Origin of the sequence: Nocardia sp. JW2, assembly GCF_051843015.1 — a bacterium.
GTDB classification, from domain to species: domain Bacteria; phylum Actinomycetota; class Actinomycetes; order Mycobacteriales; family Mycobacteriaceae; genus Nocardia; species Nocardia coubleae.
This window is the reverse complement of the sequence record NZ_JBPXLK010000001.1, coordinates 316,614-336,990: the sequence shown is the minus strand read 5'-3', so window position 1 is coordinate 336,990 and position 20,377 is coordinate 316,614. Positions and strand designations below refer to the sequence as shown.

The following is a 20,377-nucleotide window of genomic DNA, read 5'->3' as shown; positions in this document are numbered from 1 at the left end:
CGCGGCAACGTATCGATCAGAGGTCGAGCGCCGCCGCCATCGCGGCGCGGGGCGCGGGCTGCCCGGTGAACAGCTCGACCTGACCGTAGGCCTGGTTCAGCAGCATCCGCAGCCCGCTGACCACCGTGTGCCCGGCCTCCCCGACGGCCGTCGCCAGCGGTGTCGGCCACGGGTTGTAGATCGCGTCGAGCACCACCGGCGCCGTCGCCACCGATCCCGCGACCGCGGCCGCCGCCTCCGCGGGCACCGTGCTCACCACCGCGGCGGCGCGCGCACAGATCGTGGCCAGGGATTCGGCATCGAACGACGCGGTGGCAGCCGACATCCCGAGCCGCTCGGCCAGGTCGAGCGCACCACGCGCCCGGCCCGCGTCGCGGACGACGATCGTCACCGATCGAGCACCGAGCCGCGACAGCGCGAGCAGAGCGGGCCGCGCGGTACCACCCGCGCCGAGCACCACCGCCTCCTCGACCCGGTCGACACCGCCGTCGCGCAGCGCGCCGAACACGCCGTCGACATCGGTGCAGTCGGCCAACCAGCCGTCGTCGGTGCGGAGCAGGGTGTTGGCCGAGCCGACCAGTTCCGCCCGGTCGGTGCGCCGGTCCGCGTACGCGAGCGCCGCTTCCTTGCCCGGCATCGTCACCGACAGCCCCACCCACTCGGGGCCGAGTCCGTCGACCAGACCAGGGAGTTGCTCAGCGGAGCATTCGATGCGTTCGTAGGTCCAGGGCAGACCGAGCGCGCGGTAGGCGGCCGTGTGCAGTTGCGGCGATCGTGAATGCCCGATCGGCTGCCCGAGCACCGCCGCCTTGCGCGGCTCAGCCACCGGTCCGCGAGCTGTCGAGAATGCCGCTGCGCTGTGCCTGGGTGACCAGCCGCAGGTGCTCCTGGTAGGAGTCGGTGAACTTCGTCGTGCCCTGCTTGTCGACGGTGACGAAGTACAGCCACGGTCCCGGCTCGGGCTTCTCGACGGCCCGCAACGCGGCCACCGATGGTGCGGCGATCGGCGTCTTGGGCAGGCCCTCCATCGCGTAGGTGTTCCAGGCGGTCACGGCGGCGCGGTCGGCGTCGGTCGTGGCGACCTCGGTGGTGTCGAGGGTGTAGTTCACCGTGGAGTCGAACTGCAGCATCTGGCCGACCTCGAGCCGGTTCACGATCACCCGTGCCACCTTGCCCATGTCCTCCGGCTTGGCCTCGCGTTCCACCAGCGACGCGGCGATCAACATCTCGTAGGGCGACAGTTTCGTGTCAGCGCCCGACTGCAGCAGTCCGGTGGCCTCGTAGGCCTGCACGCTCGCGGTGATCAGTTGCTTCAGGATCTGCTGCGGTGTGCCGCTGGGATCGAAGTCCCAGGTGCCTGCCGCGATGAGTCCTTCGAGTTGCCTGGCCCGGTCGGGGCAGTCCTTGACCGCCTGCATCGCCCACTGCGGGACGCCGAGGGCGGCCAGGTCGAGGCTCGCACCCGCCGCGTCGAGCTGCTCGTAGGTCACGCACTTGCGTTCGGGGCCCACGCAGCTGGCGTCGGCGATCTTGCGGTAGATGCCGTCGTAGCGGCCACCGGTGCTCACGTCGTGCTTGTCGTGCAGCAACCTGCCCTCGGACACGACCACATTGCCCACGCGGGACTTACCACCGACCAGCGCGGCGACGGCGTCGGCGGCGGGGCTGCGCTCACCGATCGCGTAGAAGCCGGGCTGCACGCTGTTCATTCCGGCGTTTTGCACGGCCGCCTCGTAGAAGGCCTCGGAACTGGCGACGATGCCACGCTCGTGCATCGCTTCGGCGATCTGGGTGGCGGTGTCGCCCGGATGCACCTGGACGACTACGGGTTTGCCTGCCGGGCCCGCGAAATCCTCGGCGGGAGCGAGGCTTCCCATCAGTTTGTAGCCCGCGAAGCCCGCCGCCGAGACGAACAGCAGCGCGAAGACGGCGGCCACCACCCACATGTTGCGGCGGCGGCGCTTGCGTTCGGCCGCCTTGCGGGAGGCGATCCGCGACCGTTTACCGCGTCCCGCACCGGATCTGGTGCGGCCGCGTCCGGCGGGTGTGGCGCGCGGTGGGCGCTGACCCACCCGGCGCGGCGGTTCGGGTTCCGGTTCGGCCTCCGGCTCGGGGAACTCGTCCTCGTAGCGTGGGATGACGTTCGTGTCGTCGTCGAAGTCGTCCCATTCGGGGACCTCGGGCTCCTCGCGCGACGCACGGGGGTCGAGGCCCCAGTCGTCGCGGCGCGGGTAACGCCGGTCCGCCTCACGCGCCCGGTACCGCTCCTCTGCCCTGGCCCATCGGTCGGTCATGCATCATCTCCGACCGCTGTGTCTGCTGCGTCCTTCACCATCGAACTCCGCTCGTCCAACCATCCTTGCAGAATCGACACCGCTGCCGCCTGGTCGATCATCTGCCGCTGGCCACGTGCGCGAACTCCACTCTCGCGCAACGCACGTGCAGCAGACACCGTAGTCAAACGTTCGTCGGAAAGGCGCACCGGAATCGGGTCGATCACCCGGCGCAACTGCTTGGCAAACTTGCGGGCGATGCCCGCGGCGGTGCCGTTTTCGCCGCGCAGTGTCCGGGGCAGGCCGACGATCACCTCGACGGCTTCGTACTCCCGCACAATCTCGGCAATTCTTGCGATGTCGGCGGGTGGACCGCCCTGACGGCTGGATTTGGCGCGCGCGACGGTCTCCACCGGCGTGGCGAGCACCCCGTCGGGGTCACAGGACGCCACGCCGATGCGGACACTGCCGACATCGACCGCGATCCGGCGGCCGCGACCGGGGTCGGTCGCCGGATCGGGTCGATCGGCCGGGGCCTCGTCCGAGGCGGGGGTGCTCATCAGCCGGCGAGTTCGGCCACCCGGGCGCGGACCGAGGTCAAACCGTTCGGGATACCCGACGGGTCCGAGCCGGAGCCCTGCGCCATCTCCGGCTTGCCGCCGCCGCGTCCGGCGATGCTCGGACCGAAGCTGGCGACGAGATCGCCCGCCTTGAAGCCGAGGTCCTGGGCGGCCTTGTTGACGGTCACCACGAACGGCGCCTTGCCGTCGACATTGCCGAGCAGCACGACGATCGCCGGATCGCTGCCGAGGCGGCCACGGATATCGGTGGCCAGGGTGCGCAGGTCACCGGCCGAGGCGCCCTCGGGCGCGGCGGCGGCGACCAGGCGCACGGAACCGACGCGCTCGGCCTGCTCGGCGAACGTGCCGGCCGAGGCGAGCATGGCGGCGATCTTGGTGCGCTCGAGTTCCTTCTCGGCCACCTTGAGCCGCTCCACGAGCTGCTCGACGCGACCGGGCACCTCTTCCGACGGCACCTTCAGCGACGACGCGACACCGGCGAGCAGGGCACGTTCCTTGGCCAGGTACTTGTAGGAGTCCAGACCGACGAACGCCTCCACGCGCCGCACACCCGAACCGACCGACGACTCACCGAGGACGGTGATCGGGCCGATCTGCGAGGAGTGCTCCACATGGGTGCCACCGCACAGCTCCATCGAGAACGGGCCGCCGATCTCGACGACACGCACCTCGTCGCCGTAGTTCTCGCCGAACAGCGCCATCGCGCCCATGGCCTTGGCCTTGGGCAGATCGGTGACGAAGGTGTTCACCGGGAAGTCGGCGCCGACCGCGTCGTTGGACACGGCCTCGATATCGGCCTTCTGCTGCTCGGACAGCGCGCCCTGCCAGTTGAAGTCGAAACGCAGGTAGCCGGGCTTGTTCAGCGAACCGGCCTGCACGGCGTTGGGGCCGAGCACCTGGCGCAGCGCGGCGTGCACCATGTGCGTGCCGGAGTGGCCCTGGGTGGCGCCGCGACGCCAGGACGGATCCGCCTGGGCGAGAACCACATCGCCCTCGGTGATCTGGCCCTGCTCCACGGTGGCCTTGTGCACCCACAGTTTCTTGGCGATCTTCTGCACGTCGTTGACACGCAGCTTCAGCCCCGAGGCGGTGATCGCGCCGCGGTCGGCGATCTGACCACCCGACTCGGCGTACATCGGGCTGCGATCGAGGATCACCTCGACGTCCGCACCGGCCTGGGCGGCGGGCACCCGTACACCACCGGAGATCAGGGCGAGCACATTGGCCTCGGAGGTGAGTTCGTCGAAACCGGTGAACTCGGTGGCGCCGCGGTCGACCAGTTCCTTGTAGACGGTCAGGTCGGCGTGGGCGTGCTTGCGGGCCTGGGCGTCGTCCTTGGCGCGCTGACGCTGCTCGGCCATCAGCGAACGGAAACCCGCCTCGTCCACGGAAAGGCCCGCCTCGGCGGCCATTTCGAGGGTGAGGTCGATCGGGAAACCGTAGGTGTCGTGCAGGGCGAAGGCGTCCGAACCGGCGATCTGCTTGCCGCCGGAGGACTTCACCGCCGACGCGGCATTCTCGAAGAGGGTCTCGCCGGTGTTCAGGGTCTTCAGGAAGGCCGTTTCCTCGCCGACCGCGACGGTCTCGATGCGGGAGAAGTCGGTGGCCAGTTCCGGGTAGGACGGCGACATCAGGTCGGAGACGACCTTCATCAGCTCGGCCATCACCGGCTTCTCGGCGCCCAGCAGGCGCGCCGAGCGCACGATGCGGCGCAGCAGGCGGCGCAGCACGTAGCCGCGGCCGTCGTTGCCGGGGTTCACGCCGTCGGCGATGAGCATGGCCGAGCTGCGCACATGATCGGCGATCACGCGGAAGCGCACGTCGTCGGCGTGCTCGACACCGTAGGAGCGGCCGGTGAGCTGCTCGGCCTTGTCGATGATGGGGCGCAGTAGGTCGGTCTCGTAGACGTTCTCCACGCCTTGGAGCAGCATGGCGACGCGCTCGACGCCCATGCCGGTGTCGATGTTCTTGCGCGGCAGCGACCCGACCGGCGGGAAGCCCAGCTTCGGGCTGTCCTCACCGCGGATGTCCTGCATGAACACCAGGTTCCAGATCTCGAGGTAGCGGTCCTCGTCGGCGACCGGGCCGCCTTCCTTGCCGTAGGCGGGGCCGCGGTCGTAGTAGATCTCCGAGCAGGGACCGCCGGGACCAGGCACGCCCATGTCCCAGTAGTTGTCCTTGCCGTCGCGGAACTGGATGCGCTCCTTCGGGATTCCGGCGACGCGCTCCCAGATCTCGGCGGCTTCCGGGTCGGACTCGTAGGCGGTGACCCAGATCCGTTCGGGGTCGAAACCGAAACCGCCGTCCTCCTGGGACTTGGAGATCAGCTCCCAGGCCAGGGTGATGGCGCCTTCCTTGAAGTAGTCGCCGAAGGAGAAGTTGCCGGCCATCTGAAAGAAGGTGTTGTGCCGGGTGGTGACGCCGACCTCGTCGATATCACCGGTGCGCACGCACTTCTGCACGCTGGTAGCTCGCGCGTACGGCGCCGCTTCCTGACCCAGGAAATACGGCTTGAACTGGACCATGCCCGCATTGACGAACAGCAGGTTGGGGTCGGCCAGGATCAGCGAGGCACTGGGTACCTCGGTGTGTCCGGCACGGACGAAATGGTCCAGGAAACGCCGTCTAATCTCGTGGGTCTGCACAGCTGACCAGCCTACCGTCTGCGATCCACCGCTTTTCCGCCGGAGTCGGTGGTCTCGGCGACAATCCGGACGTGACGTGCTCAGCTGCCCCGGATGATGCGGCGCAGCTTGCTCACGCGGGAACCGACCTCGCGTTCGAAGCCGTGATCGGTGGGTTCGTAGTAGTCGGTGCCGACGATCTCGTCGGGCGGGTACTGCTGGGCGACCACACCGCCGCGGTGGTTGTGCGGGAATTTGTAGCCCTTGGCATTGCCCAGGGCCTTGGCGCCCGCGTAGTGCCCATCGCGTAGGTGCGGCGGCACCGCGCCCGCCTTGCCCGCGGTGATGTCGGACATGGCCGCGGCCAGCGCCGAGGTGACCGCACCGGATTTCGGCGCGGTGGCCAGGTGGATGGTCGCCTGCGCCAGCGCCAGTTTCGCTTCGGGCAGACCGACGAGCTGCACGACCTGGGCGGCTGCGGTCGCGGTCTGCAATGCCATCGGATCGGCCATGCCGACGTCCTCGCTGGCGTGGATCATCAGGCGCCGGGCGATGAAGCGCGGGTCCTCGCCCGCGGTGAGCATGCGGGCCAGATAGTGCAGGGCCGCGTCCACATCGGAGCCGCGGATGGATTTGATGAAGGCGCTGATGACGTCGTAGTGCTGGTCGCCCGCGCGGTCGTAGCGCACGGCGGCCTTGTCGACGCTCGCCTCGACGAGTTCGAGGTCGACGGTGCCGTCGAGCGACGACTCCGCCGAGGCCTCGAGCGCGGTGAGTGCCCGGCGCGCATCCCCGCCGGCGACCCGCACGATGTGGTCGAGCGCCTGTTCGGTGACGGTGTACTCCCCCGCCAGCCCCCGCTCGTCGGCGATCGCGCGTTCCAGCACCACCCGGATGTCGTCGGTGGTGAGCGACTGCAACTGCAGCACCAGCGAGCGCGACAGCAAGGGCGACACCACGGAGAACGACGGGTTCTCGGTGGTCGCGCCGACGAGCAGCACGATCCGGTTCTCCACCGCCGCGAGCAGCGCGTCCTGCTGGGTCTTGGAGAACCGGTGCACCTCGTCGATGAACAGCACGGTCTGTTCGCCAACGGCCAGCCGTTTGCGCGCGAGGTCGATGACCGCGCGCACCTCTTTGACACCCGCCGACAGTGCCGACAACGCCTCGAACCGGCGCCCGGTGGCCTGCGACAACAACGAGGCGAGGGTGGTCTTGCCGGTGCCGGGCGGGCCGTAGAGCAGCACCGAGGCGGCGCCGGACCCCTCGACGAGCCTGCGCAGCGGCGAACCGGGACCGAGCAGATGCTGCTGACCGATCACCTCGTCCAGCGAGCGCGGCCGCATCCGGACCGCCAGCGGCGCCCCGGGATCGCGCCGCACCACCGCGTCGAGTCCGCGCTCGGGCTCGACGGGTTCGCCCGGCACGTCGAACAGCTGATCACTCACGTCGTGCAGGGTACCGAGACCCTCGGACACATCCGGTCGATCGCCCGGTACGGGCAGCGAACCTGAACAGATGACCAAATTCTGTGTGTCCGACTTGCGCGCCGGGCCGCACTGGGATGAGATCGCTGATCGTGGTCGAAAACACCGAGGTCGTGCCCGCGGGGCTGTTCGCCCGCCGCACCCTGTTCAAAGGCAGCACAGCGGCCGCGGCGGCGGTGCTGATCGGTTCGGCGCAGGCACACGCGACCGGAGCGGTGTTCCGGCACGGCGTGGCCTCGGGCGATCCGCTGCCCGACGCGGTGATTTTGTGGACGCGCGTGAGCGTCGACGACGACGCGACGCCCGGCTCGGGCCTCGGCGACACGGTCCCGGTGCGCTGGGAGATCGCCACCGACGAGGCCTTCACACAGGTGGCCGCCTCCGGCACCGTGACAGCGACCGCCGACACCGACCACACCGTCAAGATCGACGCGAAGGGTCTGTCGGCGGGCACCGGTTACTGCTACCGCTTCCACGCGCTCGGCCAGACCTCCCCGATCGGGCGCACCAGCACCGCACCCGCCGCCGACAGCTCCCTCGACCGGCTGCGCCTGGGCCTGGTGTCGTGCTCGAACTGGGAAGCGGGCTGGTTCGGCGCCTACCGGCACCTGGCCGCGCGCGGCGACCTCGACGCCATCGTCCACCTCGGCGACTACATCTACGAATACGGTCGCGGGGAGTACGTCGGCCGCGCCGGAGCGGTGCGCGCGCACGATCCGGCGCACGAGATCGTCACCCTCGCCGACTACCGGATCCGCCACGGCCAGTACAAGACCGATCCGGATCTGCTGGCGTTGCACGCCGTGCTGCCCTTCATCTGCACCTGGGACGACCACGAGTCGGCCGACAATTCCTGGCGCGAGGGCTCCGAGGACCACGACCCCGCCACCCAGGGCGCCTGGGCCGACCGTCGGGCGGCCTCGGCCAAGGCCTACCTCGAGTGGATGCCGGTGCGCGCCACCAGGTCCGACGGGGCGGTACAGATCTACCGGCGGCTGCGGTTCGGCACCCTGGCCGAGCTGTCGATGCTCGACCTGCGCAGCTACCGCGACGAGGAGGCGGGGCCGGGCGCGGGCTGGCGGCACGCCGACGACCCGGCGCGCACCATCACCGGCCGGGCCCAGATGGATTGGCTCACAGCGGGATTGGTCTCGTCGCCGACCCAGTGGAAGCTCGTCGGCAATTCGGTGATGATCGCGCCGGTGGTGTTCCCGCCGCTGGAACCGGCGACCACCGAGGCCATCACCGCCGCCCTCGGCATCCCGCAGGGCGGCATCACCGTCAACGGCGACCAGTGGGACGGCTACACCGCCGACCGCCGCACCCTGTTCGAGACCATCGCGGGCGATCAGGTCGGCGATGTCGTGTTCCTGACCGGCGACATCCACACCTCCTGGGCCGCCGACCTGCCGCTGAACGCCGCGAACTACCCGGGCGGACCGACGGTCGGCGCGGAATTCGTCATCCCGTCGGTCACCTCGGCCAGCGTCACCGACATGACGAAGACTCCGCCGCGCACCACCTCGATCGCGGCCGAGGAGGCCATCAAGGCGGCCAACCATCACCTGCGGTACGTGGAACTGGACTCCCACGGTTTCGGCGTCCTCGACGTGACCCCCGAGGCAACCCAGATGGACTGGTTCTACGCCTTCGACGTCACCGACCCCGCCACCGGAATCCGCCACGGCACCTCGTTCGCCGTGCGCTCCGGCGGCCGCCTCGAACCACGAACCACACCCGTGCACTGATCGGGCGCGGCTTCTCGGGAATCGGCGCAGAATTCTCACCAGCGGCTGTCGATCACCACCGCGGTCGTTCGTCGGATGAGTACGGCCCCCCGACGAACGGGCGACCACGATCCGAAGGAGCCCCCCATGAGCCAGTACCTGGTCCTGATCTACGGCGACGAGGCGACCTATGCCGCCATGTCCCCCGCCGAACTCGACGACATGCTCACCGCGCATCGCACCTTCCAACAGCTCACCGGCGCGGCAAACCTCGGCGGTCACGCGTTGCAGCCCACCGCGACCGCCACATCGATCCGCCACGACGCGTCGGGTGAGGTGGTGGTGACGGACGGCCCGTTCGCCGAGGCGAAGGAGGCGCTCGGCGGCTACTACCTGATCGAGGCGCCCGATCTCGACGCCGCGATCGCGATCGCCGCGCAGGTCCCCGCCCCGACGGGTGGGGTGGAAGTGCGCCCGATCAAGGTCTTCCCGCAGCCGTGACGACGGCGGCCGCGGCCGTCGAGCAGGCGCACCGCCGCGAATGGGCCTTCGTGCTCGCCGCGACGGTGCGGCTGGTCCGGGATTTCGATCTGGCCGAAGAATGCGTGCAGGACGCCTACGCGACCGCGCTGACCGCGTGGGCGGCCGATGGTGTCCCGGCCCGGCCGGGTGCCTGGCTGACGACCGTCGCCAGGCGGCGCGGTCTCGACCTGATGCGCCGCGACACCATCTTCCGCCGGTCGCTGCCCGAGTTGGTCGTCGACGAACCTGTGCCCGACACCGCCGACCTGGCCCTGGCCGAGTGCGACGATCCGGTGATCCCGGACGACCGGCTCCGGCTGATCAGCACCTGCTGCCATCCGGCGCTGTCCCCGCAGGCGCAGGTCGCCCTGACCCTGCGGTTGGTCTGCGGGGTCACCACCGCCGAGGTGGCGCGGGCGTTCCTGGTGAGCGAGTCGACCATGGCGGCGCGCATCACGCGGGCGAAGAAGAAGATCGCCGTGGCGGGTATTCCGTATCGGGTTCCGTCGATCCGTGAGCTGCCGCAACGGCTCGACGCGATCTGCGCGGTGATCCACCTGCTGTTCACCACAGGTCACACCGCGCCGGCCGGTGACGATCTCGTCCGCGCGGATCTGGTCGACCGCGCGCTCCAGCTCGCCAGGATGATGCACGCGCTGGTGCCCGACGATCCGTCGGTGACCGGACTGCTGGCCCTGATCGTGCTCACCGACGCACGGCGAGCCGCCCGCGTGGACGCGGCGGGCGAGCTGTGCACGCTCGAACATCAGGACCGCACCCGCTGGGATCACGCGGCGATCACCGAGGGCATCGGCTTGGTGAAACAGGCTCTGCCACACACCGATCGGTACACCCTGCAGGCGGCGATCGCCGCCGTCCACGACGAGGCGCCCAGCTGGGCCGACACCGATTGGCCCGAGATCATCGGCCTGTACCGGTTGTTGCTGCGGGTCTGGCCGTCACCGGTCGCCCAGCTCAATCACGCCGTCGCGGTCGGTTTGGCGGGTGATCCGGCAAGGGCGCTGGAATTGCTGCGTCCGCTCGGCGCGGAACCGGCCCTGGCCACATACGGCTATCTGCACGCCGCCCGGGCGGCCTTCCTCGCCGAGTTGGGTCGGGTCGAGGAGGCGGTCGCCGCCTACGAGGACGCGCTGTTGCTCACCGACAACGCGGTGGAACGAGCGCATCTTCGAGGCAAGCTGACCGCCCTGTCCGGATAACGGACCGGCCGGTCAGGCGACGACTGCCGTCTGGATCGCGACGGATTCGGTCGCGCTCAGGCGTTCTCGGCGGCGAGCTCGCGCTTCCATTCGCGGAAGCCCTCCTCGGTGCGGCCGCGACGCCAGTAGCCCGAGACGGACAGCCACTTCGGTGCGACGTCGCGTTCCTTGCGCAGGTAGGGGCGGAGGTTGCGCATGACGGCCTCCGCTTCTCCGTGCACGAATGCCTGGACCTGGCCGGGGAGCCAGTCGGCCGCGCGCACCGCGGCGACCAGCGGCGCGTTCGCGCCGGCGAGTTCGTCGGGCACAGCGTCCGAGGACACGCCGCGATGCACCCAGTGCACCTGGACGTCGGCGGCCGAGGCCAGCGAGATCTCGTCCTCGGCGCCGCCGACCTCGACGAACACCTGGGCCGGTGCGCCCGCGGGCAAGGCCTCGACGGCGGCGGCGATGGCGGGCAGCGCCGATTCGTCGCCGACCAGGAGGTACCAGTCGGCGGCGGGGTCGGGGGCGAAGGCACCGCCGGGGCCGAACAGGCGGAACTCTTCGCCCGGTTCGACCGCGGCCGCCCACGGGCCCGCGATGCCCTCGTCGCCGTGGACGACGAAGTCGATGCTGATCTCGCGGCGTGACGCGTCGTAGGCGCGCACGGTGTAGGTGCGCAGTACGGGCTGACTGGCGGCATCCATCGTCTCGCGCACCGTGTCCAGATCGAACGGCTCGGGGTAGTCGACGCCGGGCACGGGGAAGATCAATTTCACGTAGGCGTCGGTGAAGGCGTTCGGGGTGAACGCACCGTCGGCGACAGTGCCGACGACGCGCACCAGGTGCGGTGTCAGCCACTGCTTGCCGACGACGGTGACGGTGATCGACTGCGGCACGTCTGCTCCCAACTCTCGGATCCCCGCCGACGCTACTCCGCGTCGGGGACCATGTGGGGAGCTACGTTCTCACTCCGACCAGCGTTCCTCGAGCATCGCCGACACCTGTTCGGCGAAGTCGCCGACCGCGTCGTCGCCGGTGACCCGCGCGTCCTCGGCCAGCGCCGACCAGCGGTTGATCAGTGCTTCCGATCGCGGCACGGACAGACCGTGCTCGCGGGCCGTGGCGATGCGGGTGTGGTCGGCGGGCAGGAACCAGTAGGTCGACAGCCACACCCAGATCAGGCGGGCCTCGAGGATCCGTTCGGCCAGCACCCTGTCGTCGGCCAGCGAGGGCCACACGCCGACCACGGCCGAACGCCACGCCTCGACCATCTCCCTGGCCCGGCCGCGCGACAGTTCGAAGTCACACAGGCACCCGGGGAACGAGACAAGCGCGTACGCGATGTCGAGGGTCGCGTCGCGGAAACCGCCCCACTCGTAGTCGAGGAACCGGGCGCCCTCGTCGTTCATGATGACGTTGTCCGGGCACAGATCCGAGGGGCTGAACGCGCGGTAGCGGCCCGCGGTGAACAACCGGTTGCCGTGCACGATGCGTTCGGCGATCTCACCGGGCACCTCGATGCCGAGTTCCGCCTCGAGCAGACCCGGCACCTCGGCGATCGCGGCCTGCGCCTGCTGGGCGATGCCGTCCACGCGGTGTGCCGAGTCGACCCGGCGCATCAGCGCGATGAAGTCCGGTTCGCGGCCGACGGTCGCGGCGTGCATGCGGCCGAGGGCCTGAGCGAACGCCATCAGCGCGTTGCGGGTGCCCGGTTCGGCGCGCGCGGCGAGCACCGAGGTGAGCAGCGCGTTGTCGCCGAGGTCGGACAGCACGAGGATGCGGTCGGGCACGCTGTGCGCGATGAGGTAGGCGCCGGGGCGATGTTCGCGGCTCAGGGCGGTGGTGAACTGGTAGGACACCGCCTCGCGCAGGAATGCCGCGTCGATGCTGGCGACACCCGGTGCCATGCCACCGGTGACGCGGTCCTGCGCGGAGCCACGCACCTGCTTCACGATCAGCGTGCGCGGGAGCGAGAAAGCGTTCTCCGCGACACGCACCCGCAGGACAGTGGTCCTGCCACTACCACTGAGCTCCACTGGATCACTCAGCTTCACCGCAGCACCCATTCGCTTTGTGAGCAACTGTTGTGCTGCGGACACGACGTCGGCGGCGCGTTCGGCCAATAGTGCGGTCATCGCCTCTCAAGCTACTCGTACCTGGTCACTTCTAGCGAGCGGTTACGCAACCTTTCCGCGTCGCCCGGCGTGTTGGCACCGCGGTTGCGCGAGTGTGCCTGTTCGCTTGACACATCTGTCGCTCGTCGGGTTTTCTCGACGTCAACTGCAGTGCGCCACACCGCAAACCGGTTGAGTCGAAAGGTCTACCACAGTGACCGACACACCGTCCGCCGCATCGAGCGATTCACCGGGTGGGTCGCCTGCGCCCGGCGGTAGCGGGCAATTCGCCCACGGCACCGGACGCCACGAAGGACCCGATCGGCCACCCGCCCCGAGCTCCGGGACGGGCAGGCACGGAATGGCCGGTGGCGCAGGCTATCCGCAGTTCGAAGGACCGGGTGCCGCCCAGTACGGCAGCGAACCGGTCGAACCCCCGCCCTCGGTTGCCGGATCGGGAATGGGCGCACCGCACTACGGTCAGCCGGGCACCGGCCCGGGTTATGCGGTGCCACAGGAGAAACCGGAAAGCTCGGGTTTCGCCACGGCCCCCGCCGGTGGCGTGTCGCCGGGGCAGCCCGGGCAGCCGTCGGGTTACCTCCATTCGGGAGCACAGGCGCTCGATATCGGGCAGTCACTGAGCTACGGCGTGGAACGCTTCCGCACCAACCCCGGACCGTGGCTCGGCATCATCGGCGTGGGTGTGCTCATCTACCTCGGTGCGCTCGCGATCGTCCAGATCGTGAACCCCACCTCGCCGTTGAGCGTGCTGTTCCTGTTCCTGGTCGTGCTGGTTGCGCTGTGGTTGCTGCAGGCGGCGATGGTGCGTGGCGCGCTGTACGAAACAGACGGATACCCACCGGCTTTCGGGTCTTTCTTCCGTTTCGTGAACGCGGGCAACGTGTTGCTCACCGCACTGCTGGCGTTCAGCGCGACCCTGCTCGCGTCCGCGCTGTGCCTGGCGCCGGGGGTGATCGTCGGGTTCCTGTGCATGTTCTCGTTGCACTTCGTGATCGACCAGGACTACGGACCGGTCGAGGCGATCAAGGCGAGCGGGATGCTGGTGCTGGCCAACCTGTGGGCCTCGGTGCTGCTGTTCCTCACCATCATGCTCGTCACCTTCGTCGGTGTACTCGCCTGCGGGATCGGCCTGTTCGTCGCGGGGCCGGTGTGTGCCATCGCGGTCACCTACGCCTACCGGATGCTCACCGCCGGGCCGGTCGCCCGCGTCTAGTGTTCGAGCGGGGTGCGCATGCCGATCGCCCGTTTGAACCGGCCGATCGGGCCTGATTCGTCGCCGGCGCGCGGTCGCAGTTCCAGCACGAGTACACCGGCAACCACGATGCCGATCAGGTTCACCGCGAGCTGACCCGCCGACTCGAACGCCCGGTGCCACTGACCGAGCGTCGCGGCCACCACCGCATAGCCTGCCGCGGGCACGGTGGTCACCGAGATGAACACCCCGATCAGGGCCGCCGATTTCGCGGTGACCAGTGACAGCATGCCTGCCGCCCCGGCCAGCAGGGCCACGACCAGGGAGAACGGCCCGACCTGGTAGATGAAGTCGACATTGTGCGCGTCCATCACGCCCTCGACGGTGATCCAGCCCATCCGCTCCCACAGCATGGTGGCGAACAACGTGATCGTCATCGCGACGGGGAACGCCACGGCCAGCGCGATCATCGACCGCCGGGCCAACCGCCAATTGCGGCGAACGAGCGCGACCGACAGCGCGGCCAGCGGCCCGAACTCCGGGCCGACCACCATCGCGCCGACGATGGTGACGGGCGAATTCGTCGCCACCCCGATCGAGGCGAGCAGGCAGGCGATGGTCAAGAACGCGAGGAAGGTGGAGTTGAGCGAGGACTCCTCGTGGGTGTCCACGAGCAGCTGCTCCCAGACCACGGCGTCGCTCGGGTCGCCGGGGGCCGCCCGCACCGCACGATCGGCGGCATCGGAGAGCACCGCTTCCACCGGCCCCAGCGTGATGCCACCGGTGTGGACCAGTCCGAGCGACTTCACGTCGTCGAGGATCTTGTTGGCCGCCTCGCGGGCGATGTCGGCCTGGACGAGGTCGCCGCCGGGGTCGACCGCGATGCCGGGCGCCACCGTCAGATGGGTGACGCCCGCGTCGGCTTCGAGGAGGCGGACCAGCTCAGCGGTCTGCTCGGGTGGACTGATTATGCGCAGATGCAGCACCGATAGCCTCCTGGTCACCGGTCCCCCACGGGACCATCCCAGAAGCTACCGGTGCTGCTTTCCGGCCGCTACTTCTGCGCGGCAACAGCTTTCGGCGCGTCGCCGCCCTTGACCTCGGGCTTGGCGTCGATGCCCGCTTCCTTGCGCTGCTGGGCGGTGATCGGCGCGGGCGCGTCGGTGAGCGGGTCGACGCCGCCACCGGTCTTCGGGAACGCGATCACCTCACGGATCGAGTCCTCCCCGGCCAGCAGGGCGGTGATGCGGTCCCAGCCGAAGGCGATACCACCCATGGGCGGGGCGCCGTAGGAGAAGGCGTCGAGCAGGAAGCCGAACTTCTCCTGGGCTTCGGAGTTGTCGATGCCCATCACCGCGAACACCCGTTCCTGCACGTCACGGCGGTGGATACGGATGGAACCGCCACCGATCTCGTTGCCGTTGCAGACGATGTCGTAGGCGTAGGCCAGCGCCGAACCCGGGTCGGTGTCGAAGGTGTCCATCGACTCCGGCTTGGGCGAGGTGAAGGCGTGGTGCACCGCGGTCCAGGACGAATGGCCCAGGGCCACGTCGCCGCTCGCGGTGGCCTCGGCGGCCGGTTCGAACATCGGTGCGTCGACGATCCACACGAAAGCCCAGGCGTTCGGGTCGATGAGGTCGCACTTGCGGGCGATCTCGCCACGCGCGGCACCGAGCAGGGCACGGCTGGACTTGGTCGCGCCCGCCGCGAAGAACACGCAGTCACCCGGCTCGGCGCCGACCTGCTTGGCCAGCCCCTCGCGCTCGGCGTCGGACAGGTTCTTGGCGACCGGGCCGCCGAGGGTGCCGTCCTCGTTGATCAGGATGTACGCGAGACCCTTGGCGCCGCGCTGCTTGGCCCACTCCTGCCAGGCGTCGAGCTGGCGACGCGGCTGGCTCGCGCCACCGGGCATCACGACCGCACCGACGTACTCGGACTGGAACACCCGGAACGGGGTGTCCTTGAAGTAGTCGGTGAGCTCGGTGATCTCCAGGCCGAAGCGCAGGTCGGGCTTGTCGGAACCGAAGCGGCGCATCGCCTCCGCGTAGGTCATGTGCGGGATCGGGGTGACGATGTCGTGGCCGACCAGCTTCCACAGCGCGGTGAGGATGTCCTCGGCCAGCAGGATCACGTCCTCCTGGCGCACGAAGCTCATCTCGATGTCGAGCTGGGTGAACTCCGGCTGACGGTCGGCGCGGAAGTCCTCGTCGCGGTAGCAGCGCGCGATCTGGTAGTAGCGCTCGATACCGCCGACCATCAGCAGCTGCTTGAACAGCTGCGGGCTCTGCGGCAGCGCGTAGAAGCTGCCCGGCTGCAGGCGGGCGGGGACCAGGAAGTCGCGGGCGCCTTCCGGGGTGGACCGGGTGAGCGTCGGGGTCTCGACCTCGATGAACTCGTGGGCGCCGAGCACCTCGCGGGCGGCGGCGTTGACCTTGGACCGCAGGCGGATGGCGTGGCCGGGCCCCTCGCGGCGCAGGTCGAGGTAGCGGTACTTGAGGCGGGCCTCGTCGCCGGGGGTCTCGTCGAGCTGGAACGGCAGCGGCGCGCTCTCGTTGAGCACGACCAGTTCGCGCACGTCGACCTCGATCTGGCCGGTCGGCAGCTCGGGGTTCTCGTTGCCGTCGGGACGCTGCTCCACCACACCGGTGATCTGCACGCAGTACTCCGCGCGCAGCTTGTGGGCCTGCTCGGCCGCCTCGCCTTCGCGGAACACCGCCTGCGCGACTCCCGAGGCGTCACGCAGATCGATGAAGATCACGCCACCGTGGTCACGCCGCCGGGCCACCCAGCCGGTGAGGGTGACGGTCTGACCGGCGTGCTCGCTTCGCAGCGAACCAGCCAAGTGGGTGCGCAGCACGGTATTCCTTTCGACGATTTTTCGCACCGTGGAGAACACCCGGCGCACGACCATCGTAGTGAGACACGATGGGCGAGGGAAAACCGATATCTTCCGCGCCGTGTCAAGCTTGTCGCGCGCCCTGCGCGACGGCTGCGCGCGCGGTGGCCAATGGTGCTGCAGGGCAGTGGACAACCGAGCGAAGGCGAGTACCGCGATGACCTTCAACGAGGGTATGCAGATCGATCCGGGCCGGGCATCCTCGGGCGGCGGACCCGGGATGGGCGGCAAGCTGGCCGTCGGTGGCGGCGCGGGTGGGCTGATCCTGCTGGTGGTCGGCCTGCTGTTCGGCGTCGACCTGACCGGTACCGGAACCGGCACGGGCGTCTCCGGCGGCCAGTACCAGGGTGGGGACGCGACCGCCGGAACACCGGAACACTGCAAAACCGGCGCCGATGCGAACAAGTACGTCGACTGCCGGGTGGTGCTCACCGCGCAGAGCCTGGACGCGGTGTGGGGTGCGGAGCTGCCGAAGCAGACCGGTCAGCGTTATGTGCGGCCCGAGCTCGTGCTGTTCACGGGGGCGGTGAACACCGGGTGCGGTAACGCGACCAGCGATGTGGGCCCGTTCTACTGCCCCGCCGATCGCACCGCCTACTTCGACACCAGCTTCTTCCAGGAACTCGTCGACCGGTTCGGCGCGAGCGCCGGTCCACTGGCCCAGGAGTACGTGGTCGCCCACGAGGTCGGCCATCACATCCAGAACCAGCTCGGCGATATCGGCCGCGCGCAGCAGGATCCGCGCGGACCCGAATCCGGTGCGGTGCGCACCGAACTGCAGGCCGACTGCTATGCGGGCATGTGGGCACATTTCGCCGACAAGCAGAACGCGCCGGGCAGCACGCAGCCGTTCCTGAAGCCGTTGTCGGACAATGACATCCGCGACGCGCTGTCGGCCGCCAACGCCGTGGGTGACGACCGCATCCAGCGTGCGGCGGGCCGTGGCGTGAATCCGGAATCGTGGACACACGGGTCCTCGGATCAGCGCCAGAAGTGGTTCCTCGCCGGCTACCGCAGCGGTTCGGTGCAGTCCTGCGATACCTATTCCGCCACCGACCTGAACAATCCCCCCGGGTTACGCTGACCCTCGAACCCGATCCGACACAGCGTTTTTCATCGAGGGGAAACCATGCGCCTGCCCATCATCGGTCTGCTCGTCTGCGCGCTCGCACTGCCCGGTGCGGGCGCGCTCGCCCATGCCGAACCGGCGCCGCTACCCCTGATCAGCGTCACCACCATCCCCGCCGGATGGTCGACACGCACGGACCTGCGGCCGGTGCTGCAGGTGTTCGACGACGGCACGGCCGTGTACCGGCCCGACGCGGTGAGCAAGGACCGCAAGGCCGAGACCGCGCCGAAGGAGGAGCGGGGAAAGGTTGCCGCCGACGTGATCTCGGCCGCGCGCGAGGAGATCGAGGCGCTGCAGGAGGTCGACTTCGGCATCCCCGCCGGTGAGGGCAAGGGCGCCCAGATCGTCGACCTGCTCACCGAGGATCCGGCCGAGGACGCCCACCTGGTGGTCTACTCCCCCGACGCGGCCGACGGCCTCAACCCTGAGCAGCAGGCCGCGCGCAAGCGTTTCACCGATCTCACCGAGAAGCTGGTCGACGCCTTCGAGAAGTGAGTCGACGGTCGCCCGCGGCACCAGGCCGCGGGCGAACCTCGCTCAGAACCGGTCTTCGTCGGCGGTGCGTTCGTCCTCGTGGACGGCGCCGATGACCTCGGGCGTGGCTTCGCCGAGGAGACCGGTGAGGTCTTCGTTGCCGGTGCGGCTCTGGTAGGGCTGCACCGTGCGGCCGTGTTCCTCGTCGTTGGCGCGCTGGCCCGCGCCTGCCGCACCCGGGCTGCCGCCCATGAATCCGGAACCCGCGCTCGCGGGCGTGGTGCTCGCACCACCCATGCCGGTGCCGAGTCCCGTCGCCATCACGCGACCGGCGGCGGGCATCGCGGAGCCGGGCAGTGCCGTCGACTTCGGCGAGCCGGTGCTCGGAGTGCCGCTCGAGCTGCCGCCACCGCCTCCGCCACCGCCGCCACCGCGCGCGGTACCGAGGGCGCCGAGCGCGGCACTCGAGCCACCGCCGCCGCCCGTGCCACCGGTGCCCGCCGGGCTGGTGCCCGCCGGGGAGGTGGTGGTTCCACCGGTGCCGCCGGTGCTGGCCGCACTGGTCTCGGTGGCGCCGCTCAGCGCGTCCTCGGCCTGGGTGAGCAGCGGTTCGCCGATGTTCTCGGACGCGGCCGAGAGCACCTCTTCCGGCGAGGGCAGTCCGCTCTGGCTCGCGAGTTGACCGACCACACCGCTGAGTTCGCCGGTGTACCCGGCCAATTGGCCGCGGGTGGCGTTGACGACCGTGACCGCCTCGCCGAGGTGGGTCGTCGCCAGGCCGATCAGCGTCGCCTGGGTGGGCGGCAGCATGATGGTCGGGGCGAGCGCCGTCGCCTGCGCGGCGAAGGTGGTGGCGATGGAGGTGAGCTGGGCGTTGCCCGTCTGCACGACCGCGGCCGCCTGCTGGGTGAGCGCGGAGATGTCGATGCCGCGCTGACTGGTCTCCTGCCCCTGGGCCTGCGCCTGCTGGCTGGCGGTGGTCGCGGCGTCGGCGGCCTGGCCCTCCCACAGTTGCTGCACGGTTTTCACGCCGCCCTGGGCCAGGGTCATGGCCTGTTCGATGACGGCCGAGGAGTTGCTCAGGATGGAGGTGGGGTCGAGCGAGCCGAACACGCCGGTGCCGAAGCTGCTGAGCAGGTCGAGGAACGGCTGGAACAGCGTCTCGATGCCGGGCAGCGCGGGCAGCGACAGGCCGTTCATCAGGGCCGCGACCGGGTCTTCGGTGAGGGTGGTCGCGGCGGCCGAGTTGCCACCGGCCCCCGTGTTCGACGCACCGCCCGCGACGCCCGTCGCACCGGTGACGGCGCTCCTGGCCTGGTTCATCAGGGTCTCGGCGGTGCCGAACGGGTCGATCGTGGCCTGGCTCAGCGCGCCCTGCACGTCGGTGAGCGCCGAGGACGCATCGTCCGAGATGCCGGTCAGGATGTCCTGGGCGTCCGTCCCGGTGCCGAGCCCGGAGAGGCCGGGCAGCCCGGTGGGCATGCCGACCTGCTGGGTTTCCTCGGTGATCTTCTGGGCGAGGGTGAAGACCGGTTCCTCGACGTCCTCGGGCAGCTGCACCAGCGGCACGTCGAGAATGGCCTGACCCGCCAGCTCCTGCGGCACGGCGCCGAGCGCGGACTGTGTCTCGGTCTCGGCGGTGGCCAGCGACGCTTCCGGGCTGATCACGCCGGTGTCCGCGCTCAGCGGCTTCATGCCGCGCCCCCGATCCCGGCGGCCTGGCGCGCGATCTGCGCCGCGTTGTCGATGTCGGTGGCGTCGAAGGTCACCGACGATCGGAACGCCGCGTCCGACAGCGACCCGAACTTGGCGGACAGCTCATTGATGTCCTTGGCCTGCAACACCTGCGCGGCCGCGAACATCGCCAGGTAGTCGGCGCCGATGAGCCCGAACACGGGTGTCATCGCGGAGACATTGGCGACCAGGTCGAAATTGCCCGCCGCCGCGATCTGCCCCGCCACCCCGGCATTGGTCGTCGCGAACGCGTTGACACCTTCGGTTTGCACCGAGAGATCGGTCATGCGAATCCCCCACTCGTCGTGAAAAGTCGGTCTGGAGACCACGATCGGGTAGCCGCGCAACTCCCGACGCGACCGCCCGATTGCGCAGTGCGCCAAATATAGCCGAATACC

Annotated in this window: 17 protein-coding genes; 6 read left to right on the top strand and 11 right to left on the bottom strand. The window is 69.7% G+C overall.

What is annotated here, in order from left to right; all coding sequences use genetic code 11:
- Positions 1-16: 16 nt before the first annotated feature.
- The 5 genes from ACSVDM_RS01515 to ACSVDM_RS01495 all read right to left on the bottom strand — a co-directional run bounded on the left by ACSVDM_RS01515 (position 17) and on the right by ACSVDM_RS01495 (position 6,926).
- The gene (locus ACSVDM_RS01515; RefSeq protein WP_439262174.1) at positions 17-826 is read right to left on the bottom strand and encodes a shikimate dehydrogenase; all 810 of its coding nucleotides are present in this window, start codon (positions 824-826) and stop codon (positions 17-19) included.
- Entirely contained in the window at positions 819-2,294 is a 1,476-nt protein-coding gene (gene mltG, locus ACSVDM_RS01510) for an endolytic transglycosylase MltG (RefSeq protein WP_439262172.1), read from the bottom strand. The genes ACSVDM_RS01515 and mltG overlap by 8 nt, the downstream gene beginning before the upstream one ends.
- The gene (gene ruvX / locus ACSVDM_RS01505; RefSeq protein ID WP_225280628.1) at positions 2,291-2,833 is read right to left on the bottom strand and encodes a Holliday junction resolvase RuvX; all 543 of its coding nucleotides are present in this window, start codon (positions 2,831-2,833) and stop codon (positions 2,291-2,293) included. The genes mltG and ruvX overlap by 4 nt, the downstream gene beginning before the upstream one ends.
- A complete protein-coding gene (gene alaS / locus ACSVDM_RS01500) occupies positions 2,833-5,499 on the bottom strand; it encodes an alanine--tRNA ligase (RefSeq protein WP_439262170.1) in 2,667 nt (888 codons plus the stop codon). The genes ruvX and alaS overlap by 1 nt, the downstream gene beginning before the upstream one ends.
- An 80-nt stretch (positions 5,500-5,579) precedes the next feature.
- Positions 5,580-6,926, bottom strand: a complete 1,347-nt coding sequence (locus ACSVDM_RS01495; RefSeq protein WP_439262168.1) for a replication-associated recombination protein A — start codon at positions 6,924-6,926, stop codon at positions 5,580-5,582.
- Between the two features lie 116 nt (positions 6,927-7,042).
- On the opposite strand from ACSVDM_RS01495, the gene ACSVDM_RS01490 reads away from it, so the two are divergent.
- From ACSVDM_RS01490 to ACSVDM_RS01480, 3 genes are all read left to right on the top strand, one after another.
- Positions 7,043-8,713, top strand: a complete 1,671-nt coding sequence (locus ACSVDM_RS01490) for an alkaline phosphatase D family protein (protein WP_439262166.1) — start codon at positions 7,043-7,045, stop codon at positions 8,711-8,713.
- Between the two features lie 126 nt (positions 8,714-8,839).
- Complete coding sequence (locus ACSVDM_RS01485; RefSeq protein ID WP_067493566.1) at positions 8,840-9,193, top strand: YciI family protein; 354 nt, start codon at positions 8,840-8,842, stop codon at positions 9,191-9,193.
- Entirely contained in the window at positions 9,190-10,434 is a 1,245-nt protein-coding gene (locus tag ACSVDM_RS01480; protein ID WP_439262164.1) for an RNA polymerase sigma factor, read from the top strand. The genes ACSVDM_RS01485 and ACSVDM_RS01480 overlap by 4 nt, the downstream gene beginning before the upstream one ends.
- 56 nt (positions 10,435-10,490) lie before the next feature.
- On the opposite strand, the gene ACSVDM_RS01475 is transcribed toward ACSVDM_RS01480, so the two are convergent.
- Together ACSVDM_RS01475 and ACSVDM_RS01470 are read right to left on the bottom strand one after the other, a co-directional pair.
- Positions 10,491-11,315 (bottom strand): siderophore-interacting protein, encoded by an 825-nt coding sequence (locus ACSVDM_RS01475; RefSeq protein ID WP_378665625.1) that lies wholly within the window; start codon positions 11,313-11,315, stop codon positions 10,491-10,493.
- Positions 11,316-11,384: 69 nt separating this feature from the next.
- Positions 11,385-12,554, bottom strand: coding sequence for a phosphotransferase family protein (locus ACSVDM_RS01470; protein ID WP_067636114.1), 1,170 nt, complete (start codon positions 12,552-12,554; stop codon positions 11,385-11,387).
- 193 nt (positions 12,555-12,747) lie between these two features.
- Here ACSVDM_RS01470 and ACSVDM_RS01465 point away from each other — a divergent pair, with 193 nt between their 5' ends.
- A complete protein-coding gene (locus ACSVDM_RS01465; protein ID WP_439262162.1) occupies positions 12,748-13,767 on the top strand; it encodes a hypothetical protein in 1,020 nt (339 codons plus the stop codon).
- On the opposite strand, the gene ACSVDM_RS01460 is transcribed toward ACSVDM_RS01465, so the two are convergent.
- Both ACSVDM_RS01460 and aspS read right to left on the bottom strand, forming a co-directional pair.
- Positions 13,764-14,732 (bottom strand): DUF389 domain-containing protein, encoded by a 969-nt coding sequence (locus ACSVDM_RS01460; RefSeq protein WP_439262160.1) that lies wholly within the window; start codon positions 14,730-14,732, stop codon positions 13,764-13,766. The two genes, ACSVDM_RS01465 and ACSVDM_RS01460, sit on opposite strands and share 4 nt — an antisense overlap.
- A gap of 68 nt (positions 14,733-14,800) precedes the next feature.
- The gene (aspS, locus tag ACSVDM_RS01455) at positions 14,801-16,603 is read right to left on the bottom strand and encodes an aspartate--tRNA ligase (RefSeq protein WP_439262158.1); all 1,803 of its coding nucleotides are present in this window, start codon (positions 16,601-16,603) and stop codon (positions 14,801-14,803) included.
- 196 nt (positions 16,604-16,799) lie between these two features.
- Between aspS and ypfJ the strand changes: the two genes are divergently transcribed.
- Together ypfJ and ACSVDM_RS01445 are read left to right on the top strand one after the other, a co-directional pair.
- Positions 16,800-17,726 (top strand): KPN_02809 family neutral zinc metallopeptidase, encoded by a 927-nt coding sequence (gene ypfJ, locus ACSVDM_RS01450; RefSeq protein ID WP_439262156.1) that lies wholly within the window; start codon positions 16,800-16,802, stop codon positions 17,724-17,726.
- A gap of 45 nt (positions 17,727-17,771) precedes the next feature.
- Positions 17,772-18,266 carry a hypothetical protein gene (locus tag ACSVDM_RS01445; RefSeq protein WP_439262154.1) on the top strand — a complete coding sequence of 165 codons (495 nt, stop codon included), beginning with the start codon at positions 17,772-17,774 and terminating at the stop codon, positions 18,264-18,266.
- A gap of 42 nt (positions 18,267-18,308) precedes the next feature.
- Here ACSVDM_RS01445 and ACSVDM_RS01440 read toward each other — a convergent pair whose 3' ends face one another.
- Positions 18,309-19,940 carry a hypothetical protein gene (locus tag ACSVDM_RS01440; RefSeq protein ID WP_439262152.1) on the bottom strand — a complete coding sequence of 544 codons (1,632 nt, stop codon included), beginning with the start codon at positions 19,938-19,940 and terminating at the stop codon, positions 18,309-18,311.
- Positions 19,937-20,266 carry a type VII secretion target gene (locus ACSVDM_RS01435; RefSeq protein WP_067493548.1) on the bottom strand — a complete coding sequence of 110 codons (330 nt, stop codon included), beginning with the start codon at positions 20,264-20,266 and terminating at the stop codon, positions 19,937-19,939. Before ACSVDM_RS01435 ends, ACSVDM_RS01440 begins: the two co-directional genes overlap by 4 nt.
- Positions 20,267-20,377: the final 111 nt, after the last annotated feature.